Origin of the sequence: Cedecea neteri, assembly GCF_000758325.1 — a bacterium.
In the GTDB taxonomy this organism is placed as follows: domain Bacteria; phylum Pseudomonadota; class Gammaproteobacteria; order Enterobacterales; family Enterobacteriaceae; genus Cedecea; species Cedecea neteri_B.
In genome coordinates this window covers 1,973,506-1,999,913 of the sequence record NZ_CP009459.1, presented here as the reverse complement: position 1 = coordinate 1,999,913, position 26,408 = coordinate 1,973,506, and the positions used below count along the sequence as shown (strand labels likewise).

Below are 26,408 nucleotides of genomic sequence, written 5' to 3'. Positions count from 1 at the left end.
CGCAGACTTTCAACGACCATTACAAACCATTGCCTTTCCGGAACGTAAACAATCACGCTCCGGAAAGATAAAACTTAACTGATGGCAACCCGTGATTGCTTATCGAGTCGACCGCTTAAGCCTATTAACAACAGTGCCAGAACAACAATCACGGCGCCAATCCACGGTGTTTGTGCCAGGCCGAAGTTCTGTACGGTCTGGCCGCCAATAATGGAGCCCAGAGCAATGCCTACGTTAAATGCCGCGATGTTGAGCCCGGAGGCAACATCTACCGCATTGGGCGTGTATTGCTCAGCTTTTTGGACAACATAAACCTGTAATCCCGGCACATTGCCGAAAGCAAAAACGCCCATCACCAAAATCGTCAGCAAGGCAGCAACATGTGAATGCGCGGTGAACTGGAAGACCAGAAGTAACGCAGCCAGAGCGGCAAAGATAAACTTCAGAGCCGGTACCGCACCGTGACGATCCGCCAGTTTCCCTCCCCAGATGTTACCGATAGCCACCGATACGCCATAACCAAGCAGGATCCAGCTAACTGCAGAAGGTGAGAATCCGGCCAGATCCTGCATCATTGGGGCAAGGAAGGTGAAGGCGGTGAACACACCACCGTAGCCCAGAGCGGTAACCAGATAGATCAACACCAGACGCGGATGCGTTAGTACCTGTAATTGCTCTTTTATTCCCGCCATCGCACGGTTAGGAATATCTTTCGGGATAAGGATCATGCTGCTGATTAAGGCGATCACGCCAATAGCCGAGACCGCGAGGAAGGTTTCACGCCAGCCGAAATGCTGCCCGATGAAAGTGCCTAATGGCACCCCCGTCACCAGCGCTACCGTCAGGCCACCAAACATAATGGCAATGGCCGAAGCCGCTTTCTCTTTAGGTACAAGGCTTGTCGCAATCGTTGAGCCAATCGAGAAAAACACGCCGTGTGCCAGACCGGTTAGCAGACGTGCCACAACCAGGGTCTCGTAATTAGGCGACAGCCAGGCGATGACGTTACCCACTGTGAAGAGAGCCATAAGCCCGATCAACAGCTGTTTACGCGGAAGTTTACCCGTTAAAGCGGTAAGAACAGGTGCGCCAATAGCTACACCCAGGGCATAAATAGAAACCAGCAATCCTGCCGACGGTACGGAGATCGCGAGCTGTTCAGCGATGGTCGGCACAAGCCCGACGATCACAAATTCGGTGGTACCGATTGCGAAAGCACTGATTGTCAGTGCCAGAAGCGCCAGAGGCATAATTTACTCCATAACAGGTGTCTTTTGATGACACGCAGTATGGCGGGATGCTTAAATAACAAAAATATGTAAAATCTCAATAGAATTTTGCTTGTGGAGCAACAATGAAGGCTACATCGGAAGAACTTGCGATTTTCGTTGCCGTAGTAGAAAGCGGGAGCTTCAGCCGTGCAGCAGAGCAGCTGGGGCAGGCCAACTCTGCGGTAAGCAGAACGGTTAAAAAATTGGAGATGAAGCTCGGAGTAAGCCTGCTCAACCGCACAACTCGGCAGTTGAGCCTGACGGAGGAAGGTGAACGTTACTTCCGTAACGTACAGCAGATTCTGCAGGCGATGGCCGCAGCCGAAAATGAAGTGATGGAAAGCAAGCAAACGCCGCGGGGATTATTGCGCATTGATGCCGCCACGCCGGTAATGTTGCATTTACTGATACCGCTAATAAAACCGTTCCGCGAACGCTACCCGGAAATGACGCTCTCGCTAGTCTCTTCGGAAACCTTCATTAACCTCATCGAACGCAAAGTCGATGTGGCGATTCGCGTGGGCAATTTAACCGACTCAAGCTTGCGCGCCCGGCCACTCTTTAGCAGTTATCGCAAGATTATTGCTTCACCTGAGTATCTGGCAGCACACGGTACGCCAGAGTCTGTCGCCGATCTGGTGAATCACGTCTGCCTGGGCTTTACCGAACCGTCATCCCTTAACCGCTGGCCGGTTTCACAGGCGGATGGGCAGCTTTATGAGATCGCACCTGGGCTGTCATCGAATAGCGGCGAAACGCTTAAGCAGCTCTGCCTTACGGGCAATGGCATCGCCTGCCTGTCGGATTTTATGATTGATAAAGAGATTGAGAGCGGTGAGTTTGTCGAGGTGCTTGCGGATAAGCTTTTGCCGGTCAATATGCCTTTCAGCGCGGTGTATTATAGCGACCGGGCGGTCAGTACACGTATTCGTGCATTTATTGATTTTCTGAGTGATGCAGTAAAACGGCCCCATGAAGGGCCGTAATCAGGATCAGTTATCCCACTTTGGTGCCAGGCCTTCCGGGCTCACCAGGCGGTCATTGCATTCCAGAGCAGCAATGGCCGCCATGTCTTCGGCATCCAGCTTCAGGTTCCGTGCCAGCAGGTTGCTTTCAAGATTCTCGCGTTTAGTAGAAGAAGGAATGACTGCGTAATCCAGAGCCATCGCCCACGCCAGAATTACCTGTGCAGGCGTGGCCTGATGTTCCTGTGCAATACGGCCAATTGTTTCATCCGCCAGTGCCTTACCATACGCCAGCGTCATATAGGACGTGATGTGGATGTTATGTTGTTTTGCCCACTCAACAACGGTGCGGTTTTGCAGGTAGGGAGAGAGCTCAATCTGATTGGTCGCAATGTTTTCAGCACCAATAGCGTCAATAGCCTGCTGCATCAGCTCAACCGTGAAGTTCGAAATCCCAATCTGGCGAGTCAGACCAGCTTCTTTTGCCGACAACAGCGCCTGCATAAATTCAGCAACCGGTACGGCGTCGTTTGGTGATGGCCAGTGGATCAGCGTCAGATCGACATAATCAGTGCGCAGCTTCGCCAGGCTCTCTTTCAGGCTAGGGATCAGCTTGTCCTTGCTCAGATTTTCGATCCAAATTTTGGTGGTGATAAACAGTTCATCACGCGGAATACCGCTTTCTTCCAGGGCCTGGCCAACGGCCGCTTCATTATCATAGATTTGTGCAGTGTCTACTGTGCGATAGCCCAGTTCCAGCGCAGTTTTAACCGATGCGATGACGACGTCGTCTTTCAGGCGGAAAGTGCCCAGACCGAATGCAGGAATTGTCATTATTAACCTCATTATAGGGTGTGCGTTTGTATGAGGCTGAGTATGCAGGGGAGAACTTTGATGAAAAAGGTAGATAAATGCAGAAGATTTTTGCTAAATCAGCAACAATCTCGCTCTGCGTGATGAAATTTAAATACAAAAAAGCCCTGAGTCTAAGACTCAGGGCTTAAATAAGTGGCGGAACGGACGGGACTCGAACCCGCGACCCCCTGCGTGACAGGCAGGTATTCTAACCGACTGAACTACCGCTCCACCGAATTTTTCTACAACTACCGGTTTGTTGCTCCGGTTTACTGCTTAATTTGATGCCTGGCAGTTCCCTACTCTCGCATGGGGAGGCCCCACACTACCATCGGCGCTACGGCGTTTCACTTCTGAGTTCGGCATGGGGTCAGGTGGGACCACCGCGCTACGGCCGCCAGGCAAATTCTGTTTATTGACCGTCATGCTCACGCATAACCATCAATCTAATCCTGAACTAAGCTGAAAATCTCTCTAAAAACACCTTCGGTGTTGTAAGGTTAAGCCTCACGGATCATTAGTACTGGTTAGCTCAACGTATCGCTACGCTTACACACCCAGCCTATCAACGTCGTAGTCTTCAACGTTCCTTCAGGACCCTTAAAGGGTCAGGGAGAACTCATCTCGGGGCAAGTTTCGCGCTTAGATGCTTTCAGCGCTTATCTCTTCCGCATTTAGCTACCGGGCAATGCCATTGGCATGACAACCCGAACACCAGTGATGCGTCCACTCCGGTCCTCTCGTACTAGGAGCAGCCCCCCTCAATTCTCCAGCGCCCACGGCAGATAGGGACCGAACTGTCTCACGACGTTCTAAACCCAGCTCGCGTACCACTTTAAATGGCGAACAGCCATACCCTTGGGACCTACTTCAGCCCCAGGATGTGATGAGCCGACATCGAGGTGCCAAACACCGCCGTCGATATGAACTCTTGGGCGGTATCAGCCTGTTATCCCCGGAGTACCTTTTATCCGTTGAGCGATGGCCCTTCCATTCAGAACCACCGGATCACTAAGACCTGCTTTCGCACCTGCTCGAGCCGTCACTCTCGCAGTCAAGCTAGCTTATGCCTTTGCACTAACCTCACGATGTCCGACCGTGATTAGCTAACCTTCGTGCTCCTCCGTTACGCTTTAGGAGGAGACCGCCCCAGTCAAACTACCCACCAGACACTGTCCGCAACCCGGATTACGGGTCTACGTTAGAACATCAAACATTAAAGGGTGGTATTTCAAGGTTGGCTCCACGCAGACTGGCGTCCACGCTTCAAAGCCTCCCACCTATCCTACACATCAAGGCTCAATGTTCAGTGTCAAGCTATAGTAAAGGTTCACGGGGTCTTTCCGTCTTGCCGCGGGTACACTGCATCTTCACAGCGATTTCAATTTCACTGAGTCTCGGGTGGAGACAGCCTGGCCATCATTACGCCATTCGTGCAGGTCGGAACTTACCCGACAAGGAATTTCGCTACCTTAGGACCGTTATAGTTACGGCCGCCGTTTACCGGGGCTTCGATCAAGAGCTTCTCCTTGCGGATAACCCCATCAATTAACCTTCCGGCACCGGGCAGGCGTCACACCGTATACGTCCACTTTCGTGTTTGCACAGTGCTGTGTTTTTAATAAACAGTTGCAGCCAGCTGGTATCTTCGACTGCCTTCAGCTCCACCCGCAAGGGGTTTCACCTACCGACAGCGTGCCTTCTCCCGAAGTTACGGCACCATTTTGCCTAGTTCCTTCACCCGAGTTCTCTCAAGCGCCTTGGTATTCTCTACCTGACCACCTGTGTCGGTTTGGGGTACGATTCAATGTTACCTGATGCTTAGAGGCTTTTCCTGGAAGCAGGGCATTTGTTACTTCAGCACCGTAGTGCCTCGTCATCACACCTCAGCGTTAACAGAAGTCCGGATTTACCTAAACTTCCCGCCTACATGCTTAAACCGGGACAACCGTCGCCCGGCTAACATAGCCTTCTCCGTCCCCCCTTCGCAGTAACACCGAGTACAGGAATATTAACCTGTTTCCCATCGACTACGCCTTTCGGCCTCGCCTTAGGGGTCGACTCACCCTGCCCCGATTAACGTTGGACAGGAACCCTTGGTCTTCCGGCGAGCGGGCTTTTCACCCGCTTTATCGTTACTTATGTCAGCATTCGCACTTCTGATACCTCCAGCAAACCTCACAGTTCACCTTCGACGGCTTACAGAACGCTCCCCTACCCAACAACACATAGTGTCGCTGCCGCAGCTTCGGTGCATGGTTTAGCCCCGTTACATCTTCCGCGCAGGCCGACTCGACCAGTGAGCTATTACGCTTTCTTTAAATGATGGCTGCTTCTAAGCCAACATCCTGGCTGTCTGTGCCTTCCCACATCGTTTCCCACTTAACCATGACTTTGGGACCTTAGCTGGCGGTCTGGGTTGTTTCCCTCTTCACGACGGACGTTAGCACCCGCCGTGTGTCTCCCGTGATAACATTCTTCGGTATTCGTAGTTTGCATCGGGTTGGTAAGCCGGGATGGCCCCCTAGCCGAAACAGTGCTCTACCCCCGAAGATGAGTTCACGAGGCGCTACCTAAATAGCTTTCGGGGAGAACCAGCTATCTCCCGGTTTGATTGGCCTTTCACCCCCAGCCACAAGTCATCCGCTAATTTTTCAACATTAGTCGGTTCGGTCCTCCAGTTAGTGTTACCCAACCTTCAACCTGCCCATGGCTAGATCACCGGGTTTCGGGTCTATACCCTGCAACTTAACGCCCAGTTAAGACTCGGTTTCCCTGCGGCTCCCCTATACGGTTAACCTTGCTACAGAATATAAGTCGCTGACCCATTATACAAAAGGTACGCAGTCACCCCATAAAGAGGCTCCCACTGCTTGTACGTACACGGTTTCAGGTTCTTTTTCACTCCCCTCGCCGGGGTTCTTTTCGCCTTTCCCTCACGGTACTGGTTCACTATCGGTCAGTCAGGAGTATTTAGCCTTGGAGGATGGTCCCCCCATATTCAGACAGGATACCACGTGTCCCGCCCTACTCTTCGAACTCACAACTTGTGCATTTTAGTGTACGGGAGTATCACCCTGTACCCTGCGACTTTCCAGACGCTTCCACTAACACACAAACTGATTCAGGTTCTGGGCTGCTCCCCGTTCGCTCGCCGCTACTGGGGGAATCTCGGTTGATTTCTTTTCCTCGGGGTACTTAGATGTTTCAGTTCCCCCGGTTCGCTTCATTACGCTATGTATTCACGCAATGATAGTGTGACGAATCACACTGGGTTTCCCCATTCGGAAATCGCCGGCTATAACGGTTCATATCACCTTACCGACGCTTATCGCAGATTAGCACGTCCTTCATCGCCTCTGACTGCCAGGGCATCCACCGTGTACGCTTAGTCGCTTAACCTCACAACCCGAAGATGTCTCGTAAGACACAATCGATATTGTGAAAATTTGAGAGACTCGAACATGTCTTAACCTCATTCTTTATTACGGAAGAATGAGACGACATGTCGTTTCAATTTTCAGCTTGTTCCGGATTGTTAAAGAGCAAATATCTCAAACATGACTCTTTCAAGTCAGCTTTGAGATATAACGGCACGCAACTTTCACTTACATACCAGCAAGTGGCGTCCCCTAGGGGATTCGAACCCCTGTTACCGCCGTGAAAGGGCGGTGTCCTGGGCCTCTAGACGAAGGGGACACTGAAGTCTCAATCGCAAGACGCCTTGCTTCTCTACATCTATCAGACAATCTGTGTGAGCACTACGCGGGTTGTATCTATTAGGTAAGGAGGTGATCCAACCGCAGGTTCCCCTACGGTTACCTTGTTACGACTTCACCCCAGTCATGAATCACAAAGTGGTAAGCGCCCTCCCGAAGGTTAAGCTACCTACTTCTTTTGCAACCCACTCCCATGGTGTGACGGGCGGTGTGTACAAGGCCCGGGAACGTATTCACCGTAGCATTCTGATCTACGATTACTAGCGATTCCGACTTCATGGAGTCGAGTTGCAGACTCCAATCCGGACTACGACGCACTTTATGAGGTCCGCTTGCTCTCGCGAGGTCGCTTCTCTTTGTATGCGCCATTGTAGCACGTGTGTAGCCCTACTCGTAAGGGCCATGATGACTTGACGTCATCCCCACCTTCCTCCAGTTTATCACTGGCAGTCTCCTTTGAGTTCCCGGCCGAACCGCTGGCAACAAAGGATAAGGGTTGCGCTCGTTGCGGGACTTAACCCAACATTTCACAACACGAGCTGACGACAGCCATGCAGCACCTGTCTCAGAGTTCCCGAAGGCACCAAAGCATCTCTGCTAAGTTCTCTGGATGTCAAGAGTAGGTAAGGTTCTTCGCGTTGCATCGAATTAAACCACATGCTCCACCGCTTGTGCGGGCCCCCGTCAATTCATTTGAGTTTTAACCTTGCGGCCGTACTCCCCAGGCGGTCGACTTAACGCGTTAGCTCCGGAAGCCACGCCTCAAGGGCACAACCTCCAAGTCGACATCGTTTACGGCGTGGACTACCAGGGTATCTAATCCTGTTTGCTCCCCACGCTTTCGCACCTGAGCGTCAGTCTTTGTCCAGGGGGCCGCCTTCGCCACCGGTATTCCTCCAGATCTCTACGCATTTCACCGCTACACCTGGAATTCTACCCCCCTCTACAAGACTCAAGCTTGCCAGTTTCGAATGCAGTTCCCAGGTTGAGCCCGGGGATTTCACATCCGACTTAACAAACCGCCTGCGTGCGCTTTACGCCCAGTAATTCCGATTAACGCTTGCACCCTCCGTATTACCGCGGCTGCTGGCACGGAGTTAGCCGGTGCTTCTTCTGCGAGTAACGTCAATCGCTAAGGTTATTAACCTTAACGCCTTCCTCCTCGCTGAAAGTACTTTACAACCCGAAGGCCTTCTTCATACACGCGGCATGGCTGCATCAGGCTTGCGCCCATTGTGCAATATTCCCCACTGCTGCCTCCCGTAGGAGTCTGGACCGTGTCTCAGTTCCAGTGTGGCTGGTCATCCTCTCAGACCAGCTAGGGATCGTCGCCTAGGTGAGCCATTACCCCACCTACTAGCTAATCCCATCTGGGTTCATCTGATGGCAAGAGGCCCGAAGGTCCCCCTCTTTGGTCTTGCGACGTTATGCGGTATTAGCTACCGTTTCCAGTAGTTATCCCCCTCCATCAGGCAGATCCCCAGACATTACTCACCCGTCCGCCGCTCGTCACCTAGGAGCAAGCTCCCTGTGCTACCGCTCGACTTGCATGTGTTAGGCCTGCCGCCAGCGTTCAATCTGAGCCATGATCAAACTCTTCAATTTAAAAGTGTTTGATGCTCAAAGAATTAAAACTGTTTATAAAATCAGTAGTCACTCTTCAAGACTTGATATTTGTTTGCATCCGAAGATGCTGAGATATCAATCCTGCGAGTGCCCACACAGATTGTCTGATAAATTGTTAAAGAGCAGTGAGTCAGGCGCTTTCGCTTGCTAACTCGAGGTGGCGTATAATACGCTTTCCCCTTTCAGAGTCAAGCGTTTATTTTCGCTTTCGTCTGACTGACTACCGGGTTGTGAAGCCGCTTTCGAAGCCGCTTTGCCGTGTCAGTGGAGGCGCATTATAGGGAGTTCTCAGAGCCTGACAACCCCTAATTTGAAAAAATTTTCTAATAGCGTGTTTTTTAATCGAAACGCTTATTTTTGGCGCTGTTTGATGAATTTTGGCAGGTCTGCGAGGCTATTAATGACCAAATCTGCGGCCGCCTCACCTGCTTCTGTCACAGGTTTGCCGGTACGAACCAGCACTTTAGTCCCCACCATTGCGGCAGCACCGGCCTGCATATCTTCAATTTTATCGCCGACCATATAAGAAGAAGCCATATCGATGTGCAGGAAGTCCCGAGCAGAAATCAGCATGCCCGGCTGCGGCTTGCGGCAATCACAAGTCTGGCTAAACTCTTTCACGCTGCCATCAGGGTGATGCGGGCAATAATAGATGCCGTCGAGATCGACGCCACGGTCCGCCAGCGACCAGTCCATCCATTCGGTCAAATTTTCAAAATCGGCCTCAGTGAACATCCCGCGCGCAATGCCGGACTGGTTAGTCACCAGCACCAGAGCAAAGCCCATCTCTTTTAATTCGCGCATTGCTTCTATAACACCATCAATAAACTCGAATCGGTCAACTTCATATACATAGCCATGATCGACATTAATGGTGCCATCGCGGTCAAGAAAAATAGCGGATACGGACTGTGCCACTTGAGAACTCCTGAAACGGGTTAATTGCGCTTAGTATCGCATGATTTACTAATAAGGAGAGAACAGTCCTTCACTCGCTGATTGATTTAGACGTCTGGATGCCTTAACATCCATATCGATTACGGTAACTTTGGTTACCGGTAGCAGAAAATTCCACGGCTAATACATATACGATAATAAATAACTCAATGATTAAACTTTCAAATATCACCAAGGTGTTCCAGCAGGGCAACCGCAGCATACAGGCATTGAATAATGTCAGCCTGCACGTGCCCGCCGGGCAAATTTATGGCGTGATTGGCGCGTCCGGTGCGGGGAAAAGCACCCTTATCCGTTGTGTAAACCTGCTTGAGCGCCCAACTCAGGGCTCAGTTCTGGTTGGCGGCCAGGACCTGACAACGCTTTCTGAAACCCAGTTAACCAAAGCTCGCCGCCAGATTGGCATGATCTTCCAGCACTTCAACCTGCTCTCTTCGCGTACCGTTTTCGGTAACGTTGCACTGCCACTTGAACTGGATAACACGCCAAAAGAAGAGATTAAGCGTCGCGTTACCGAGCTGCTGGACTTAGTGGGTTTAGGTGAAAAGCACGATGCCTGGCCTGCAAACCTTTCCGGCGGTCAAAAGCAACGCGTCGCGATTGCTCGTGCGCTCGCCAGCAACCCAAAGGTCCTGCTGTGCGACGAAGCCACCAGCGCGCTGGACCCAGCCACGACCCGTTCCATTCTGGAGCTACTGAAAGACATTAACCGCCGCCTGGGCCTGACCATTCTGCTCATCACCCACGAAATGGATGTGGTCAAACGTATTTGTGACTGCGTGGCCGTGATCAGCAACGGCGAGCTTATTGAGCAGGATACGGTGAGCGAAGTGTTCTCCCATCCTAAAACACCTCTGGCGCAGCAGTTTATTCAGTCCACTCTGCACCTCGACGTGCCGGAAGATTACGCCCAGCGCCTGAGCGCAGAGCGTAAAGAGAGCGCTGTACCTTTATTACGCCTGGAGTTTACTGGCCAGTCGGTCGATGCCCCACTTCTCTCAGAAACAGCACGTACCTTCAACGTGAACAGCAACATTATTAGCGCGCAGATGGATTATGCCGGTGGCGTGAAATTCGGCATCATGCTGTGCGAAATGCACGGCGAGCCAAAAGATACGCAAGCGGCTATTGCCTGGCTGCAGGAGCAACACGTGAAAGTAGAGGTGCTGGGTTATGTCTGAAGCAATGATTTGGTTACTGGTACGCGGCGTATATGAAACGCTGACCATGACCTTTGTTTCCGGTTTCTTCGGATTTGTGATTGGCCTGCCGGTGGGCGTGCTGCTATACATCACTCGCCCAGGGCAAATCAGCGCCAACGCGAAGCTCTACCGCAGTATTTCTGCCCTGGTAAATATTTTCCGCTCCATTCCATTCATTATCTTACTGGTATGGATGATTCCGTTTACTCGCGCGATTGTGGGAACCTCCATAGGTCTGCAGGCAGCGATCGTCCCGTTAACCGTCGGTGCCGCGCCGTTTATTGCGCGTATGGTTGAAAACGCCCTGCTGGAAATCCCAACCGGCTTGATTGAAGCTTCACGCGCGATGGGCGCCACGCCGCTGCAAATCATTCGCAAGGTACTGCTTCCAGAAGCGCTTCCAGGCCTGGTTAATGCCGCGACCATTACCCTTATTACTTTAGTGGGCTATTCTGCTATGGGCGGTGCCGTCGGTGCCGGTGGTCTGGGGCAGATTGGGTATCAGTATGGGTACATCGGTTACAACGCTACAGTCATGAATACCGTGCTGGTTCTTCTGGTCGTACTGGTTTACTTAATTCAATTCTCTGGCGATCGTATCGTCCGGGCTGTTACACACAAATAAACACAACTGCATTCATACAAGGAAAAGGACATGGCTTTTAACTTTAAAACGTTCGCCGCGGTCGGCGCTCTGATTGGCTCTCTGGCCCTGGTGGGTTGCGGTCAGGAAGAAAAAGATCCAAACCACATTAAAGTCGGCGTCATTGCTGGCGCTGAGCAGCAGGTTGCGGAAGTGGCTCAGAAAGTGGCTAAAGAGAAGTATGGCCTCGATGTCGAGCTGGTGACCTTTACCGACTATGTCCTGCCAAACGAAGCGCTCAGCAAAGGCGATATCGACGTTAACGCCTTCCAGCACAAACCTTACCTGGATCAGCAGATCAAAGATCGTGGTTATAAACTGGTTTCCGTAGGCAATACTTTTGTTTATCCGATTGCCGGCTACTCTAAAAAAATCAAATCACTGGCTGAACTGCAGCCGGGTTCTCAGGTAGCACTGCCAAACGACCCAACTAACCTCGGCCGTTCTCTGCTGCTGCTGCAGAAAGAAGGTCTGATCAAACTGAAAGACGGCGTTGGTCTGCTGCCAACCGTGCTGGATGTCACCGAGAACCCGAAAAATCTGAAGCTGGTTGAGCTGGAAGCACCGCAGCTGCCGCGCTCTCTTGACGACGCGCAGATTGCTCTGGCTATCATCAACACCACTTACGCCAGCCAGATTGGTCTGACGCCAGCGAAAGACGGTATCTTCGTTGAAGACAAAAACTCTCCTTACGTGAACCTGATCGTTTCTCGTGAAGACAACAAAGATGCAGAAAACGTGAAGAAATTCGTTCAGGCCTACCAGTCTGACGAAGTGAACGAAGCGGCTAACAAAGTCTTTAACGGCGGCGCGGTTAAAGGCTGGTAAGTTTCCATTCTTCAGTTTTACGTAAATAATTAAAGGCGGGCGCAAGCCCGCCTTGTTATTTTGGTTCGAGCTTGCTTCAATGTTCCCCGTTTTACATTCATTGAGGAAATATTATGCGTGCTTTACCGATCTGTTTATTAGCCTTCGCGCTGAGCGGCTGTTCAATGCTAAGCAGATCCCCAGTAGAACCCGTCCAAAGCACGGCTGCTGCGCCGAAGACAGAAACAGAGAAACCGAAAGCGCCTCGCCCTGTTCCGGTCAGAATCTACACCAACGCAGAAGACTTAGTGGGTAAACCCTTCCGTGATTTAGGCGAAGTCAACGGCGAGTCTTGCCAGGCAAGCAATCAGGATTCTCCACCGAATATCCCGACCGCACGTAAACGCATGCAGATTAATGCCTCTAAAATGAAAGCCAACGCCGTGCTGCAGCACAGCTGCGACATCACCACAGGCACGCCGGGGTGCTACCGCCAGGCTGTTTGCGTTGGCTCCGCGCTGCAAGTTTCGGCGCAATGACCCCCTTTCAATTTGCACAAATAGGCGTTATTCGCTCCCCTTATAAAGAAAAGTTCGCCGTCCCGCGTCAGCCTGGTCTGGTCAAAGACGGCGGCGGTGAACTGCATCTGCTCGCGCCTTACAACCAGGCCGATGCCGTTCGTGGGCTGGAAGAGTTTAGCCACCTGTGGCTGCTGTTTGTCTTTCATCAAACGATGGAAGGCGGCTGGCGCCCAACCGTGCGACCTCCCCGGCTTGGCGGAAACGCGCGAATGGGCGTGTTTGCTACGCGTTCAACGTTTCGCCCGAATCCAATCGGCATGTCGCTGGTTGAGCTTAAAGGTATTCGTTGCCAGAAAGACGAAGTGATCTTGCAGCTCGGTAGTCTGGATTTGGTGGATGGTACGCCCATTGTGGATATCAAACCGTACCTGCCTTTTGCAGAAGCCGTGCCGGACGCACGTGCTGGCTATGCACAGCAGGCTCCACAGGCAGACATGCCTGTGACTTTTACGCCAGAAATGCAGCATCAGTTAACCGGGCTGGAAAAACGCTATCCGCATCTTGCGCGCTTTATTGGCCAGGTGCTTGCTCAGGACCCTCGTCCTGCCTATCGTAAAGGTGAGGATGTCGGGAAAACTTATGCCGTTCTGCTGCTGGACTTTAACGTTCGCTGGCGCGTCACAGAACACGGTTTTGAAGTGTTCGCCCTCGAAACGAGTTAATTTAGCCCTCTCTCTTTTGACATCTCTGCCACACTGGTAAACTAAACCACTTTTTTTGAAGCAGGCCGCCGGTGGCCTGCGCTCTGCCGTTCAAATGGAACCGTAACAACATGCGTACTAGCCAATATCTGCTCTCCACTCTGAAGGAGACACCTGCCGACGCTGAAGTAGTCAGCCACCAGCTGATGCTGCGCGCCGGGATGATCCGCAAGCTGGCCTCCGGTTTATACACCTGGCTGCCGACCGGTTTGCGCGTCCTGAAGAAAGTCGAAAACATCGTGCGTGAAGAAATGAACAACGCCGGTGCTATCGAAATGTGCATGCCGGTGGTTCAACCCGCCGACCTGTGGCAGGAGAGTGGACGTTGGGAGCAATACGGCCCGGAGCTGCTGCGCTTTGTTGACCGTGGCGAACGTCCTTTCGTCCTGGGTCCAACCCACGAAGAAGTGATCACCGACCTGATTCGTAACGAGCTCAGCTCCTACAAGCAGCTGCCGCTGAATCTGTTCCAGATCCAGACCAAATTCCGGGACGAAGTGCGCCCACGCTTTGGCGTGATGCGTTCCCGTGAATTCCTGATGAAAGACGCCTACTCGTTCCATACGTCTCAGGAATCCCTGCAGGAAACCTACGACAAGATGTATGAGGCTTACAGCAAGATCTTCTCACGCATGGGTCTGGATTTCCGCGCCGTGCAGGCAGATACCGGTTCTATTGGTGGCAGCGCCTCCCATGAGTTCCAGGTGCTGGCCCAAAGCGGTGAAGATGATGTGATCTTCTCTGACAGCTCAGACTATGCGGCAAACATCGAGTTCGCTGAAGCTTTAGCACCGGCAGCAGGCCGCGCAGCGCCAACCGCTGAAATGAGCCAGATCGACACCCCGAATGCCAAAACCATCGCCGAGCTGGTTGAGCAGTTCAACCTGCCAGTCGAGAAAACGGTTAAGACCCTGCTGGTGAAAGCTACCGAAGGCAGCGCTTATCCGCTGGTTGCTTTGCTGGTTCGTGGCGATCACGAGCTGAACGAAGTGAAAGCTGAGAAACTGCCGCAGGTAGCAAGCCCGCTGACTTTCGCCACTGAACAAGAAATTCGCGATATCGTGAAAGCTGGTCCTGGTTCCCTGGGCCCAATCAACCTGCCGGTTCCGGTTGTGGTTGATCGCAGCGTCGCCGCGATGAGCGATTTCGCCGCAGGCGCAAACATCGACGGCAAACACTTTATCGGCATTAACTGGGAACGCGATGTTGCGCTGCCGGAAGTTGCTGATATCCGTAACGTTGTGGCCGGCGATCCAAGCCCGGACGGCAAAGGCACCTTGATGATCAAGCGCGGCATCGAAGTGGGTCACATCTTCCAGTTGGGTACCAAGTACTCTGAAGCGCTGAAAGCCGCCGTTCAGGGTGAAGATGGTCGTAACCAGACGCTGACTATGGGTTGCTATGGTATCGGTGTTACCCGCGTGGTCGCGGCTGCGATTGAACAGAACTTTGACGACCGCGGTATTCTGTGGCCGGACGCTATCGCGCCGTTCCACGTTGCAATTCTGCCAATGAACATGCACAAGTCATTCCGCGTGCAGCAGCTGGCTGAAGAGCTGTATACCACGCTGCGTGCGCAGGGTATCGACGTGCTGCTGGACGATCGTAAAGAGCGTCCAGGCGTGATGTTTGCCGACATGGAGCTAATTGGTATTCCTCACACTATCGTTATCGGCGACCGCAATCTCGACAACGAAGAGATCGAATACAAACATCGCCGTGCCGGTGAGAAGCAGATGATCAAAACCAACGAGATCGTTGATTTCCTGGTAAAGCAGATCAAAGGCTAATTCGCCGTTGAGAATAAAAAAGCCCTGCATTTGCAGGGCTTTTTCGTTTTAGTCGTTACACTCTTTGCCGGGCTTAAACTTCGCGCCCTTATCGGCCACCAGCGCTTTTTGCAGCTCTCCGCTGTCTGGAGAAGCCTGCAGCGTAAAGTGCCCTTCTACCACCAGTAGGATTGGCGCGCTGTTCTTGCCGCGCGCTGCCGCATAGGCTCTTTCCAGCTCGGCGTTATCCGCGACGGTAAAGGTTTTACCGGTCGCACAGTCCTGGAATGTTGCCGCGTCAGCCATGTATTTATACTTGCCTTTCATCGGCATTGGCGTTGACGGCAGCTTCGCATCCACCGCTTTTAGCGTGTAGTTGAACTGCGAATCAATAGGATTACCTTCGCGATCCAGCATCACCAGGCTGTCACCCTTAGGGTGGAAATATTGCTTTTCGCCTTCGCTGTCGGTTAAGACCAGCTTATCGGCAGTGCGTGCCCATTTACCGTAGCTGGCAAATGAGGCTCCTTTACCCTGGTAAGTTTGATTCATCACCCAGGTGCCGTCCTTTTCCAGGAACAGCGAGGTTTCAATCCCTTCACAATCCGCACACGGCACTACGCCGCGATAGCTCTGCTGCATCGGTTTCAGCTCCGCCGCCTGAGCCGGGATCAAAGTTTGCGTTTCCGTACGATTATTACAGCCAAATAGCGTGAACAGGCTGAGCGCTGCCAGCGCAGCCAGAAGACTCTTCTTCATGCTTTATTCCTTATGCCGTTGTCCTAACGTTCGCCGCTACTCCGGATGGCGACGAACTTTGCCGCGTAGTGCTTTGGTTGTCGATTTCTGCGCCTTTGAGGCCAGACGCCGCTCTTTAGAAGCCCGCGTCGGCTTTGTGGCGCGGCGGCTCTTCTGCACTACGGTGAGTTCTTGTATCAGTGAAACCAGGCGAGCCACCGCCGCTTCACGGTTCATCTCCTGGCTTCGGTATTCCTGGGCTTTAATCACCACCACGCCTTCAGGCGTGATCAAATGGTGGCTTACCGCCAGCAGACGTATCTTATACGACTCTGGCAGGCTAGAGGCAGGGATATCAAAGCGCAAATGAATAGCCGTTGAGGTTTTATTCACATGCTGCCCGCCAGCCCCCTGGGCGCGAATCGCGGTAATCGTGACTTCATTGTCCGGGATAACTACCGTTCGCGACACGGAAATCATTGTTGCAGCCAGGCCGTAAAGTGAATTTCCAGATTATTCTCGCTGTCGGACAGCCAGATTGCGCCATCCTGAATCGTCGCCTGCAGGTTCATGGTGCGCGTGCCAAACTCACTTAGCTTCGCCAGCTGTGCGTCATCCAGATACCAGATGGACAGGTTTTTAAACTGGCTCAGGCGGGTCTGGTTTTGCTGCCACCAAATTTCCGCCGCCCGACTATTATAGGTAAACAATGCCACCTCGGCCGACTGGCTGCAGGCTTTTTTCACCCTACGTTCTTCCGGTAACCCTAGTTCTACCCATAAATCAATGCCAAGGTGATCGTTCTTACGCCAGATTTCCGGCTCGTCTTCAGCGCTTAATCCTCGGGTAAACTCAAGGCGCTCATCCGCATATTTAATCCATGCCAGCAGGCGCAGCATCATGCGTTCCTGCGTTTCCGAAGGATGACGCGCCAGCGTCAGGCTGCTGTCCAGAAACCGATTACGATCGAGATCGGCCACATTCACCGTCGCCTTATAAATTGTCGCTTTTAACGCCATCACACTTCTCCATACACAATTGCGCGCTATTGTAGCGAAATAACGTATCTTCGGCTCTGTGTATGACGGGTATATTTGCGTGGCTGATATCGGTTACATTGCTGTGGTATAGTCACCTTGCTAAACAGAGTTTATCTTCGTAGGCTTAGACTTGACCCCACGAGTAGGTCTGAAGTCGGGACTCTGAGAGGAGGGTATGTGGAAAAGTATTGTGAATTAGTTCGGCAACGCTACGCGGAAATTGCCAGCGGTGATTTAGGCTATATTCCTGATGCCTTAGGATGCGTATTGAAGGCTCTGAACGAAGTTGCCTCCAGCGAGGCCGTCTCGGAGTCGGTCAGGGAACAGGCGGCTTATGCTGCCGCGAACTTACTGGTGAGCGATTATGTCAATGAATGATGCGTATCAACCCATCAACTGTGATGATTATGACAATCTCGAGCTCGCCTGCCAGCATCATTTGTTACTGACGCTGGAGTTAAAAGACGGGGAGGTTTTGAAAGCCAAAGCGAGCGATCTGGTTTCTCGTAAAAACGTCGAATACCTGGTTGTCGATAACGCCGGCGCTACGCGTGAGTTACGCCTCGATAAAATTAACAGCTTTAGCCACCCCGAAATCGGCACTATCGTGGTGAGCGTCGAATAAATCTGGTCACCCCATCTCAAACAAAACGGGCAGCTATCGAGGCTGCCCGTTTTGTTTAGGGCTTCATTGAGGCGTAGTAGGCCGCTAAGTTAGAGATATCCTCGTCTGAAAGCCCGCTGACGTAAGCCTTCATGATTTCTGCCTGCCCGCCACTCCGTTCGCCTTTTTTGTAAGCCTGAAGCGAGTGTTCGAGATAGGCTTCGCTTTGCCCACCTATGTTCGGGTACAGCGGCGCAGAGGCTTTTCCGCTCATGCCATGGCAGGCAACGCAGGTCATGGCCTTTGCTTCTCCAGCCTGAGCATCGCCTTTCGCCAGAACAGGTAAACTGCAGGCCATCAGCCCAAGCAGCAGTACGACTTTTTTCATTGCTCAACTCCCTTTTGCCAGTCTATGTGCCAGCATGAATGTTCCGTAGTTTGCCCTTCTCGAGTGACAAAAATGCCCGGCGCAGCGATAAGTTTCTCGCCATAAAACAACAGCGGCGTGGCGTCTCGTTCCCATGGCGGAATGCGCAATTCCTGCCAGATTTTTTTCAGCGTTCGCCCTTTATCACGGCCGACAATATACAGTAAACCTGAAGCCTTAAAACGCAGGCTAACAATTTCGCCCTCTTCTGGCGCACGCATCGCCATTCCCTTCTCGCTAAGCGAAATCATTCCCAGCCCCGGAAGATTCAGGGGGCGATAAGGCGCAGGCCATAAATAGCTTTTTTCCCGATCGACGTTCAGCAGCGGAACCCAATACAGTTCCCCCTGAAAACGCCTGATTTCATGTTCGCCCAGACGAAGGCGAGGATTGGCATCTTCCCGACTTAAGGCGACTTCCTGCCACAAACGTTGAAGAGAAGCCCGGGACGGCATCGCAGCGCGATGCAAGGAGAGCCAGCGCCGCAGCAGAGCAAATCGCCGAGCCTCGCTCATCGTCCGCATCGGCTCAATATGCAGCGTGCCCTCGGATGACATCAAGTTACTCAGCTGTTCTGCAAGCAGCTCATCAAGGAGTTGCTCCTGCTCGCCGCATAAATCTGCGCTACGGGCAACGCTGCGGGAAAAATGAGGCCATCTTTGCTGCAGCAGAGGAACGACTCTCAGACGCAGGAAATTCCGGTCGTACTTATCGTCCTGATTGCTTTCGTCCTCAATCCAGCTTAGCCGGTGAACGTCAGCCCACTCCTCAAGCTGTGCACGCGAAGTTGCCAGCAGCGGACGCAGTAGTAAAGTGTCGCCGAAAGGCAAAATCGCAGGCATCGACGCCAGCCCGGCCGGGCCGCTGCCGCGTTTAAGCGCCAACAGGAAAGTCTCACACTGATCGTCCAAATGCTGCGCCGTCAGCAACACTTCGCCTGCCAAAAGTGAGTTAGAAAGCGCCTGATAGCGAGCCGCCCTTGCCTCCCCTTCAATCCCCTGGCCGCCTGAGGGAAGCCGGACATAAGCCACTTCGAAGGACACGCGCCATTTATCACAAAGCGCCCGACAATGTTCCACCCAGCTGTCTGCTCGCGGGCTGAGCCCATGGTGGATATGCATCGCCCTGATATGCAGGTCGGGTTGCAACGTATCTCGCAGGGTAACGGCTTGATGCAGCAGGACCGTCGAATCCAACCCACCGCTAAACGCCACCAGCAACTGGCGGTGAGGATGCAGAAAAGACTGAAGTTCGCGGCTAGTCATAGTTCGTCGTTACGAAGGGTTTGCCCGGCAAATTACCGGGCATTCGCGGCGCTGGCAAGGTTTACTGCTGATAAAGTTCCAGCGGCAGGCCGTCGGGATCGCTAAAGAAGGTGAAACGTTTATTGGTATAAGGATCGACGCGAATGGGCTCGCATTTCACACCGTGGCTTTCCAGATGCGTGATCGCCTGGTCGATATTTTCCACGCTGAATGCCAGGTGACGAAGCCCGCAGGCTTCCGGGCGGCTTGGGCGTACTGGCGGAAACGGGAAAGAGAATAGCTCAATAACGTACTGGCCGTTCAGCGCCAGATCGCCTTTCCAGGAGTCCCGCTCTTTGCGGTAAACTTCCGCTTCCAGCGTAAACTCCAGCACATCGCAATAGAATTGCTTACTGCGTTCGTAGTCCGACGCGATAATCGCGACGTGATGAATTTGCTTTAAGCCCAGCATAAAATCTCCTTAGTCACTTCAGGCAAGGTAATCATCGCTTCCCTGCAAAGCAAGCGCTTAAGCCTCTTTTAAGACTCGTACTCTGTAGACGCCGTCCTCACCGAGTTTCGCTCCGTGAATGTCCGTTTCAAAGCCCGGGTAATGTTCCCCCACAGAACACAGCATCAGCAGAAAATCGAGCACCGCCCGGCTCTCTTTGGTGATCACTTCCCCCGGCATCACCACCGGCACGCCCGGTGGATAAGGCAGGATCATATTGGCCGAAACTCTGCCCAACAGTTCTTCAATTTCTACCGTTTCAACGTTGCCTTTCACCTGCTGTTGATAAGCCTCGTGCGGCGTCATACGCATTTCAGGCAGGACATCAAAAGCGCGCAGCATCAGATCGGGCAGGTTATGTTGCTTGATCAGTTTGTGGATCCCCTGCGCCAGCGTCTGAATACGCATGTTGCGATAGAAGTCTGGATCTTCCGCGTACAGATCCGGCAGCATATTCTTCACTCGCAGATTAAGATCGTAGGAGCGCTTGAACTCCGTCAGCCCGCGCAGCAGACTCAGGGCTTTTGTCTTATCAATCCCAATACTGAACAGGAACAGCAGGTTATACGGGCCAGTTTTCTCGACAACAACACCTCGCTCGTCGAGGAACTTGGCCACCAGCGCCGCAGGGATCCCTTCTTCTGCCATCTCGCCCAGCTCGCTCATGCCAGGTGTCAAAATAGTGACTTTAATCGGGTCGAGGTACATGTGATCCGCATCAGCGTCCCTGAAGCCATGCCAGTCTTCTTCTCCGGGGGCAATGGGCCAGCACTCAGCCTCATCAACATGATCGGGCTGCCAGATATCGAAGAACCAGTCTTCTGATTCTTCGCGCAGGCGCTGCACTTCACGACGGAAATGCAGGGCGCGTTCAACGGAACGGTTGATCAGCCGCTTCCCTGTGTTACCACGCAGCATCGCCGCAGCGGTTTCAATCGAGGCCACCAGCGGATAGCTCGGGGAAGTGGTTGTGTGCATCATGTAGGCTTCGTTAAAGGTCTCTTCATCGTAATCACCTTTAATGTGAATCAGCGAAGCCTGAGAGAACGCCGCCAGCAGCTTATGGGTCGACTGGGTTTCATAGATAATTTTCCCCGGTACCCGGTCACCACTCATGCCGCTTTTACCCTGATAAATCGGGTGGAAGTTGGTATAGGGCACCCAGGCAGAGTCAAAGTGAATCGACGGCACATCCAGCGTTTTTTTGATGAAATCGGTGTTGTACAGCAGCCCATCGTAGGTCGAGTTGGTGATAACCGCGTGTACCGGCCACTGCGCATTCGGGGTTTCAGCGATCTTTTTCTCGATATTTTTCCGGGTAAATTCACGCTGCGGGATACCGCCCAGGATCCCCAGCGCGTTACGCGTAGGCTTCAGCCAGATCGGCACCAGATTGGTCATCATCAGCAAATGGGTCAGCGATTTATGGCAGTTACGATCGACCAGAATCGTGCTGCCGGACGGCGCGGCATACATGCCGACTATCTTGTTGGATGTCGAAGTGCCGTTGGTCACCATATAGCTCTGTTCGGCGCCGAAGGTACGGGCAATGTACTCCTCCGCTTCCAGATGAGGGCCGGTATGGTCTAGCAGCGAGCCCAGCTCCGTCACCGAAATCGACACATCCGCCTTCAGCGTGTTACCGCCAAAGAAGTCGTAAAACAGGCAGCCGACCGGGCTTTTCTGGTAGGCGGTACCGGCCATGTGCCCCGGCGTGCAAAAGGTGTATTTCCCTTCTTTCACATAGGTGAACAGCGCTTTGGTCAGCGGCGGCGTAATGGTATCCAGATACTCGTCGGTGTACTGGCGAATACGCAGGGCGATGTCGTCGGCCGCGCTCAGCGCATACTCGAAGAACCACAGCGCCATGCGCATTTCATTCACGCTTACGTTCAGAGAGGAATGAGTATTGATGAATGCATACAGCGGCAGATCTTCGTTCAGCAGGTTAATTTCGCTGCACAGGTCGAGGCTGTATTCGTCCCAGTCAAAGACCACGCCGCAGATACGAGGGTTGTGCTCAATCAGCTTAAGCAGATCGGTGCTGTTGGTGGGGTAGATGAGCTGAAAGCCCTGCAGCTCCAGCGCGCGATGCAGTTCCTTAATAGGCTCGTCTTTGTAGAAAACGCCGTGCGGCCCCATAATCGCAATGGTATTCAATGTTCACCTCCTGGAAATCACCTGGCTAAGCATAGCGCAATGGGGTTTTCCATGAAGCGATAAATGCAAAAAGGGCCGGAAAATCCGACCCTTATCGCTATTTTACAACTTAAAATCAGGCGTAACCGTAGCTCATCAGGCGCTGATAACGACGGTTTAACAATTCGTCTTTATTCAGCACGTCGAGATCCGCCAGATCGGCCAGCAGCTGTGCACGCAGGGAAGCGGCCATCACTTCTGGATTGCGGTGCGCACCGCCCAACGGCTCAGGGATCACGGTATCAATCAGCTTCAGCTCTTTCAGGCGAGGAGCAATGATCCCCATCGCTTCTGCGGCCAGCGGGGCTTTATCCGCGCTCTTCCACAGGATTGACGCACAACCTTCCGGGGAAATAACGGAATAAGTGCTGTACTGCAGCATGTTCACTTTGTCACCCACGCCAATGGCCAGCGCACCACCGGAACCACCTTCACCAATAACGGTACAGATGACCGGTACTTTCAGACGGGACATTTCACGCAGGTTGCGAGCGATCGCTTCAGACTGACCGCGTTCTTCAGCGCCAACGCCCGGATAAGCACCCGGCGTATCGATGAAGGTAATGATCGGCATGTTAAAGCGTTCAGCCATTTCCATCAGACGCAGCGCTTTACGGTAGCCTTCTGGGGCTGGCATACCGAAGTTACGACGGATTTTCTCTTTGGTTTCACGCCCTTTCTGATGACCAATGATCATCACCGGACGACCTTCCAGACGAGCAATACCGCCCACGATAGCTTTATCGTCGGCATAGGCACGGTCGCCGGCCAGTTCGTCGAACTCATCAAAAGCCAGACGAACGTAATCCAGGGTGTACGGACGCTGCGGATGGCGCGCCAGCTGCGCGATCTGCCATGCACCTAAATCAGCGAAGATCTTGCGGGTCAGCTCAACGCTTTTCTCGCGCAGACGCTGCACTTCTTCGTCCAGATTAATATCCAGTTTTTCATCCTGGCGGCTAACGGCCGTCAGGGAATCGATTTTCGCTTCCAGCTCTGCAATCGGCTGTTCGAAATCAAGGAAATTCAGACTCATAATATTCCTGTTTTAGTCAAACTCCAGTTCCACCTGCTCCGAACCAATCAGCGTTCGCAGATCGTTAAGTAAACGATCGCTAGGGGAAACACGCCATGTCGCACCGAAGCGCAACCGGGCTCGTGCATCCACCCTCTGATAGTAGAGATGTACTGGAATTGTCCCCGAACGATGGGGTTCCAGAGACTGACGGAGACGGTTTAAAAGCTGGTCATCAATTTGCCTGTCCGTCAGCGAGATAGCAAGCCCACGCGCGTACTTTTCACGGGCTTCGTCGATGTCCATCAGCTCGCGGGCCGTCATTTTAAGCCCTCCGCTGAAGTCATCAAAGCTGACCTGTCCGCTAACGATCAGGATACGGTCTTTTTCCAGCAGATGCTGGTATTTTTCTAGCGCATCTGTGAATAACATCACTTCCAGACGACCGGAGCGGTCATCCAGCGTACAGATGCCGATGCGATTACCTCGCTTGGTGACCATAACCCGCGAAGCAATCACCAGACCCGCGGCCGTGGTCATTTTACCACGTTCCGTCGGGTGCATCTCTTTCAGGCGCATGCCACCGACATAGCGCTCGATTTCTTTCAGGTACTGGTTGATCGGGTGACCGGTAAGATACAGTCCGAGCGTCTCGCGCTCCCCTTCCAGCACCACTTGTTCAGGCCAGGGAATCACGCTGGCGTAGGACTTTTCGACCTGCTCAGGCTCTTCGGCCAGAACGCCGAACATATCTGCCTGGCCAATGGCTTCCGCTTTCGCGTGCTGGTCGGCCGCTTTTAACGCATCACCCAACGCATTCATCAGCGCCGCGCGGTGAGGTCCAAGGCGGTCAAAAGCCCCGGACATAATGAGTTTTTCCAGCACCCGGCGGTTAAGCTTTTTGATATCGGAGCGCGCGCATAAATCAAAGAGATCGAGGAAGTGCCCGCCCTGATTACGCGCTTCGATAATGGCTTCAATCGGACCTTCGCCCACGCCTTTTATCGCGCCGATGCCGTAAACAATTTCCCCGTCATCGTTAACGTGGAAATGATAAAGGCCAGAGTTAATATCCGGCGACAGGACTTTCAGCCCCATGCGCCAGCACTCATCCACCAGGCCCACCACTTTCTCGGTGTTATCCATATCGGCGGTCATCACGGCCGCCATAAACTCTGCCGGGTAGTGTGCCTTCAGCCACAGCGTCTGGTACGAAACCAAAGCATAGGCGGCGGAGTGAGATTTGTTAAATCCGTACCCGGCAAATTTCTCCACCAGGTCAAAGATTTTCATCGACAGCTCGCCGTCGACGCCATTCTTGATCGCGCCCTCTTCAAAGGTGCCGCGCTGCTTAGCCATCTCTTCCGGTTTCTTTTTACCCATCGCACGACGCAGCATATCCGCGCCGCCGAGGGTATAACCGGAAAGCACCTGGGCAATCTGCATAACCTGTTCCTGATACAGGATGATGCCGTAGGTAGGCTCCAGTACCGGCTTCAGGCTTTCGTGCTGCCATTCGACGTCCGGATAAGAAATCGCTTCGCGGCCATGCTTACGGTCGATGAAGTTATCTACCATCCCCGACTGCAGCGGGCCCGGACGGAAAAGTGCCACAAGGGCGATCATGTCTTCGAAGCAGTCAGGCTGCAGGCGCTTAATCAGGTCTTTCATGCCGCGGGATTCAAGCTGGAAGACCGCGGTAGTTTCCGAGCGCTGCAGCATGTCGAAGCTTTTCTTATCGTCGAGTGGGATGGCGGCGATATCAATCGGCTCCAGCCCCTGCTTTGCCCGACGGGGGTTGATCATTTTCAGCGCCCAGTCGATGATCGTCAGCGTACGCAGCCCCAGGAAGTCAAACTTCACCAGGCCCGCATATTCAACGTCGTTCTTGTCGAACTGGGTAACCGGATGCTGCCCCTGATCGTCACAATAAAGCGGCGCAAAATCGGTAATTTTGGTTGGGGCGATAACCACGCCCCCGGCATGCTTACCGGCGTTACGCGTGACGCCTTCCAGCTTACGCGCCATGTCGATAAGCGCTTTAACTTCTTCGTCAGCCTCGTAGATTTCCGGCAACTGCGGCTCTGCCTCAAAGGCTTTTGCCAGCGTCATGCCGGGATCCGGTGGCACCAGTTTGGAAATACGATCGACAAATCCGTAAGGGTGACCGAGTACGCGACCTACGTCGCGAATAACCGCCTTCGCTGCCATCGTACCAAAGGTGATGATCTGAGAAACAGCCTCACGCCCATACATCTCGGAAACGTGGTCGATCACCTGGTCGCGTTTTTCCATGCAGAAATCGACGTCGAAGTCAGGCATCGAAACACGCTCCGGGTTAAGGAAGCGTTCGAACAGCAGGTCAAACTCAAGCGGATCAAGGTCGGTGATTTTCAGTGCATAGGCCACCAGCGAACCCGCACCAGAGCCACGGCCTGGCCCAACCGGCACGCCGTTATCCTTCGACCACTGGATAAACTCCATCACGATCAGGAAGTAGCCGGGGAACCCCATCTGGTTGATAACCTGGAGCTCGATATCCAGGCGCTCGTCGTATTCAGGGCGTTTCTGCGCGCGCACTTCCGGTTCCGGGAACAGGAACTCAAGACGTTCCTCCAGCCCCTCTTTGGATTTCATGACCAGGAAGTCTTCGGTGGTCATCTCTCCCGTCGGGAACTGCGGCAGGAAGTACTCGCCCAGGCGCACGGTAACGTTACAGCGCCTGGCAATCTCAACGCTGTTTTCCAGCGCTTCCGGGATGTCCGAAAACAGCTCGCACATCTCTTCTTCGCTACGCATATATTGCTGGGCGGAATAGTTGCGCGGGCGTTTAGGATCGTCCAGCGTGAAGCCGTCGTGAATCGCCACGCGGATCTCGTGGGCATCAAAGTCGCCAGCATCAATAAAGCGGACGTCATTGGTCGCGACAACCGGCAAGCCGCGTTCGTCAGCCAGCGCCACGGCAGCGTGAAGATAGTTCTCTTCATCCACCCGGCCAGTGCGAATCAGTTCCAGATAGAAGCGATCGGCAAAATGCTGCTGCCAGAATTCCAGGCACTGATCGACCAGCGGCTGGTTTCCACGAAGCAGGCTTTTGCCAATATCTCCCATGCGCCCGCCGGAGAGCAGAATCAGCCCTTCGTTTAACTCGACCAGCCACTCTCGGTCAATAATCGGGCCCGCTGCGCCGTAGCCACGCTGGTAAGCACGAGAGATCAGTAAGGTGAGGTTTTGATAGCCTTCATTGTTTGCGGCCAGCACCGTCAAATGACTAAGCTCATCGCCTAACAGTTCGTTGGCAACGTTAAAGTCCGCACCGATGATCGGCTTAATCCCGGCTCCGTGACCAGAACCATAGAATTTGACCAACCCACAGAGGTTGGTGAAATCGGTGATAGCGAGAGCAGGCATTCCCAGCGCCGCGGCTTTTTTTACCAGCGGCCCGGTCTTAGCCAGCCCATCAATCATGGAATAGTCGCTGTGCACCCGAAGGTGAATGAAACGTGGTTCAGCCATCTCTCACCAATTACTCTG

21 protein-coding genes, 2 tRNA genes and 3 rRNA genes are annotated in these 26,408 nt (G+C 53.1%); 9 read left to right on the top strand and 17 right to left on the bottom strand.

Features of this window, described 5'->3' with window-relative positions:
* Positions 1 to 74: 74 nt before the first annotated feature.
* On the bottom strand, positions 75 to 1,250 hold the full coding sequence (locus tag LH86_RS09430) for an MFS transporter (RefSeq protein WP_039300585.1): 1,176 nt from the start codon (positions 1,248 to 1,250) through the stop codon (positions 75 to 77).
* 104 nt (positions 1,251 to 1,354) lie between these two features.
* Here LH86_RS09430 and yafC point away from each other — a divergent pair, with 104 nt between their 5' ends.
* Positions 1,355 to 2,257, top strand: a complete 903-nt coding sequence (gene yafC, locus LH86_RS09425) for a DNA-binding transcriptional regulator YafC (RefSeq protein WP_039300583.1) — start codon at positions 1,355 to 1,357, stop codon at positions 2,255 to 2,257.
* A gap of 6 nt (positions 2,258 to 2,263) precedes the next feature.
* Here the strand turns inward: yafC and dkgB are convergent, their stop codons facing one another.
* The 7 genes from dkgB to gmhB form a co-directional block, all read right to left on the bottom strand.
* A complete protein-coding gene (dkgB, locus tag LH86_RS09420) occupies positions 2,264 to 3,070 on the bottom strand; it encodes a 2,5-didehydrogluconate reductase DkgB (RefSeq protein ID WP_039300580.1) in 807 nt (268 codons plus the stop codon).
* A 175-nt stretch (positions 3,071 to 3,245) separates the two neighbouring features.
* Positions 3,246 to 3,322 (bottom strand) — tRNA-Asp (locus LH86_RS09415).
* 55 nt (positions 3,323 to 3,377) lie between these two features.
* A 5S ribosomal RNA gene (rrf, locus tag LH86_RS09410) occupies positions 3,378 to 3,493 on the bottom strand.
* 94 nt (positions 3,494 to 3,587) lie between these two features.
* Positions 3,588 to 6,493 (bottom strand): 23S ribosomal RNA (locus LH86_RS09405).
* A gap of 221 nt (positions 6,494 to 6,714) precedes the next feature.
* A tRNA-Glu gene (locus LH86_RS09400) sits at positions 6,715 to 6,790 on the bottom strand.
* 85 nt (positions 6,791 to 6,875) lie between these two features.
* Positions 6,876 to 8,415 (bottom strand): 16S ribosomal RNA (locus LH86_RS09395).
* Together the 16S, 23S and 5S rRNA genes with 2 tRNA genes alongside form the textbook arrangement of a ribosomal RNA operon.
* A 372-nt stretch (positions 8,416 to 8,787) precedes the next feature.
* Positions 8,788 to 9,354, bottom strand: a complete 567-nt coding sequence (gene gmhB, locus LH86_RS09390) for a D-glycero-beta-D-manno-heptose 1,7-bisphosphate 7-phosphatase (protein ID WP_039300577.1) — start codon at positions 9,352 to 9,354, stop codon at positions 8,788 to 8,790.
* A 188-nt stretch (positions 9,355 to 9,542) separates the two neighbouring features.
* On the opposite strand from gmhB, the gene metN reads away from it, so the two are divergent.
* The 6 genes from metN (at position 9,543) to proS (ending at position 15,117) form a co-directional block, all read left to right on the top strand.
* The gene (gene metN, locus LH86_RS09385) at positions 9,543 to 10,574 is read left to right on the top strand and encodes a methionine ABC transporter ATP-binding protein MetN (protein WP_039300575.1); all 1,032 of its coding nucleotides are present in this window, start codon (positions 9,543 to 9,545) and stop codon (positions 10,572 to 10,574) included.
* Positions 10,567 to 11,220, top strand: coding sequence for a methionine ABC transporter permease MetI (locus LH86_RS09380; RefSeq protein WP_039300572.1), 654 nt, complete (start codon positions 10,567 to 10,569; stop codon positions 11,218 to 11,220). Before metN ends, LH86_RS09380 begins: the two co-directional genes overlap by 8 nt.
* Before the next feature lie 30 nt (positions 11,221 to 11,250).
* Positions 11,251 to 12,066, top strand: a complete 816-nt coding sequence (locus tag LH86_RS09375) for a MetQ/NlpA family lipoprotein (protein ID WP_008456978.1) — start codon at positions 11,251 to 11,253, stop codon at positions 12,064 to 12,066.
* A 113-nt stretch (positions 12,067 to 12,179) separates the two neighbouring features.
* Positions 12,180 to 12,584, top strand: coding sequence for an Rcs stress response system protein RcsF (rcsF, locus tag LH86_RS09370; RefSeq protein ID WP_039300569.1), 405 nt, complete (start codon positions 12,180 to 12,182; stop codon positions 12,582 to 12,584).
* Complete coding sequence (tsaA, locus tag LH86_RS09365; protein ID WP_039300567.1) at positions 12,581 to 13,288, top strand: tRNA (N6-threonylcarbamoyladenosine(37)-N6)-methyltransferase TrmO; 708 nt, start codon at positions 12,581 to 12,583, stop codon at positions 13,286 to 13,288. Before rcsF ends, tsaA begins: the two co-directional genes overlap by 4 nt.
* A 110-nt stretch (positions 13,289 to 13,398) precedes the next feature.
* Positions 13,399 to 15,117 carry a proline--tRNA ligase gene (gene proS, locus LH86_RS09360; protein ID WP_039306036.1) on the top strand — a complete coding sequence of 573 codons (1,719 nt, stop codon included), beginning with the start codon at positions 13,399 to 13,401 and terminating at the stop codon, positions 15,115 to 15,117.
* Positions 15,118 to 15,165: 48 nt separating this feature from the next.
* On the opposite strand, the gene nlpE is transcribed toward proS, so the two are convergent.
* Genes nlpE through LH86_RS09345 form a run of 3 tightly spaced genes read right to left on the bottom strand, consistent with a single transcriptional unit; the run spans position 15,166 to position 16,853 of the window.
* On the bottom strand, positions 15,166 to 15,855 hold the full coding sequence (nlpE, locus tag LH86_RS09355; RefSeq protein ID WP_039300564.1) for an envelope stress response activation lipoprotein NlpE: 690 nt from the start codon (positions 15,853 to 15,855) through the stop codon (positions 15,166 to 15,168).
* A 36-nt stretch (positions 15,856 to 15,891) separates the two neighbouring features.
* Positions 15,892 to 16,314 carry an alternative ribosome rescue aminoacyl-tRNA hydrolase ArfB gene (arfB, locus tag LH86_RS09350; RefSeq protein ID WP_008456967.1) on the bottom strand — a complete coding sequence of 141 codons (423 nt, stop codon included), beginning with the start codon at positions 16,312 to 16,314 and terminating at the stop codon, positions 15,892 to 15,894.
* Positions 16,311 to 16,853 carry a YaeQ family protein gene (locus tag LH86_RS09345; protein WP_008456965.1) on the bottom strand — a complete coding sequence of 181 codons (543 nt, stop codon included), beginning with the start codon at positions 16,851 to 16,853 and terminating at the stop codon, positions 16,311 to 16,313. Before LH86_RS09345 ends, arfB begins: the two co-directional genes overlap by 4 nt.
* A 198-nt stretch (positions 16,854 to 17,051) precedes the next feature.
* Between LH86_RS09345 and LH86_RS09340 the strand changes: the two genes are divergently transcribed.
* On the top strand, positions 17,052 to 17,252 hold the full coding sequence (locus LH86_RS09340) for a YaeP family protein (protein WP_008456963.1): 201 nt from the start codon (positions 17,052 to 17,054) through the stop codon (positions 17,250 to 17,252).
* On the top strand, positions 17,239 to 17,499 hold the full coding sequence (gene rof, locus LH86_RS09335; protein WP_008456962.1) for a Rho-binding antiterminator: 261 nt from the start codon (positions 17,239 to 17,241) through the stop codon (positions 17,497 to 17,499). Before LH86_RS09340 ends, rof begins: the two co-directional genes overlap by 14 nt.
* A 55-nt stretch (positions 17,500 to 17,554) precedes the next feature.
* Here rof and LH86_RS09330 read toward each other — a convergent pair whose 3' ends face one another.
* The 6 genes from LH86_RS09330 to dnaE form a co-directional block, all read right to left on the bottom strand.
* On the bottom strand, positions 17,555 to 17,866 hold the full coding sequence (locus tag LH86_RS09330; protein ID WP_039300561.1) for a c-type cytochrome: 312 nt from the start codon (positions 17,864 to 17,866) through the stop codon (positions 17,555 to 17,557).
* Complete coding sequence (gene tilS / locus LH86_RS09325; RefSeq protein ID WP_039300558.1) at positions 17,863 to 19,170, bottom strand: tRNA lysidine(34) synthetase TilS; 1,308 nt, start codon at positions 19,168 to 19,170, stop codon at positions 17,863 to 17,865. Before tilS ends, LH86_RS09330 begins: the two co-directional genes overlap by 4 nt.
* 61 nt (positions 19,171 to 19,231) lie before the next feature.
* Positions 19,232 to 19,621 carry a VOC family protein gene (locus LH86_RS09320; protein WP_039290444.1) on the bottom strand — a complete coding sequence of 130 codons (390 nt, stop codon included), beginning with the start codon at positions 19,619 to 19,621 and terminating at the stop codon, positions 19,232 to 19,234.
* A gap of 57 nt (positions 19,622 to 19,678) precedes the next feature.
* Positions 19,679 to 21,820, bottom strand: coding sequence for a lysine decarboxylase LdcC (locus LH86_RS09315; protein WP_039300555.1), 2,142 nt, complete (start codon positions 21,818 to 21,820; stop codon positions 19,679 to 19,681).
* 115 nt (positions 21,821 to 21,935) lie between these two features.
* Positions 21,936 to 22,895 carry an acetyl-CoA carboxylase carboxyl transferase subunit alpha gene (accA, locus tag LH86_RS09310; protein ID WP_008456951.1) on the bottom strand — a complete coding sequence of 320 codons (960 nt, stop codon included), beginning with the start codon at positions 22,893 to 22,895 and terminating at the stop codon, positions 21,936 to 21,938.
* A 12-nt stretch (positions 22,896 to 22,907) separates the two neighbouring features.
* Positions 22,908 to 26,390, bottom strand: a complete 3,483-nt coding sequence (dnaE, locus tag LH86_RS09305; protein ID WP_039300551.1) for a DNA polymerase III subunit alpha — start codon at positions 26,388 to 26,390, stop codon at positions 22,908 to 22,910.
* Positions 26,391 to 26,408: the final 18 nt, after the last annotated feature.

What these genes read in the sequence shown, in the direction of transcription:
- LH86_RS09430 (WP_039300585.1), bottom strand. Translation starts at nt 1,250, where the DNA reads ATGCCTCTGGCGCTTCTGGCACTGACAATCAGTGCTTTCGCAATCGGT.
- yafC (WP_039300583.1), top strand. Translation starts at nt 1,355, where the DNA reads ATGAAGGCTACATCGGAAGAACTTGCGATTTTCGTTGCCGTAGTAGAA.
- dkgB (WP_039300580.1), bottom strand. Translation starts at nt 3,070, where the DNA reads ATGACAATTCCTGCATTCGGTCTGGGCACTTTCCGCCTGAAAGACGAC.
- metN (WP_039300575.1), top strand. Translation starts at nt 9,543, where the DNA reads ATGATTAAACTTTCAAATATCACCAAGGTGTTCCAGCAGGGCAACCGC.
- LH86_RS09380 (WP_039300572.1), top strand. Translation starts at nt 10,567, where the DNA reads ATGTCTGAAGCAATGATTTGGTTACTGGTACGCGGCGTATATGAAACG.
- LH86_RS09375 (WP_008456978.1), top strand. Translation starts at nt 11,251, where the DNA reads ATGGCTTTTAACTTTAAAACGTTCGCCGCGGTCGGCGCTCTGATTGGC.
- rcsF (WP_039300569.1), top strand. Translation starts at nt 12,180, where the DNA reads ATGCGTGCTTTACCGATCTGTTTATTAGCCTTCGCGCTGAGCGGCTGT.
- tsaA (WP_039300567.1), top strand. Translation starts at nt 12,581, where the DNA reads ATGACCCCCTTTCAATTTGCACAAATAGGCGTTATTCGCTCCCCTTAT.
- proS (WP_039306036.1), top strand. Translation starts at nt 13,399, where the DNA reads ATGCGTACTAGCCAATATCTGCTCTCCACTCTGAAGGAGACACCTGCC.
- nlpE (WP_039300564.1), bottom strand. Translation starts at nt 15,855, where the DNA reads ATGAAGAAGAGTCTTCTGGCTGCGCTGGCAGCGCTCAGCCTGTTCACG.
- arfB (WP_008456967.1), bottom strand. Translation starts at nt 16,314, where the DNA reads ATGATTTCCGTGTCGCGAACGGTAGTTATCCCGGACAATGAAGTCACG.
- LH86_RS09345 (WP_008456965.1), bottom strand. Translation starts at nt 16,853, where the DNA reads ATGGCGTTAAAAGCGACAATTTATAAGGCGACGGTGAATGTGGCCGAT.
- rof (WP_008456962.1), top strand. Translation starts at nt 17,239, where the DNA reads ATGTCAATGAATGATGCGTATCAACCCATCAACTGTGATGATTATGAC.
- LH86_RS09330 (WP_039300561.1), bottom strand. Translation starts at nt 17,866, where the DNA reads ATGAAAAAAGTCGTACTGCTGCTTGGGCTGATGGCCTGCAGTTTACCT.
- tilS (WP_039300558.1), bottom strand. Translation starts at nt 19,170, where the DNA reads ATGACTAGCCGCGAACTTCAGTCTTTTCTGCATCCTCACCGCCAGTTG.
- LH86_RS09320 (WP_039290444.1), bottom strand. Translation starts at nt 19,621, where the DNA reads ATGCTGGGCTTAAAGCAAATTCATCACGTCGCGATTATCGCGTCGGAC.
- accA (WP_008456951.1), bottom strand. Translation starts at nt 22,895, where the DNA reads ATGAGTCTGAATTTCCTTGATTTCGAACAGCCGATTGCAGAGCTGGAA.
- dnaE (WP_039300551.1), bottom strand. Translation starts at nt 26,390, where the DNA reads ATGGCTGAACCACGTTTCATTCACCTTCGGGTGCACAGCGACTATTCC.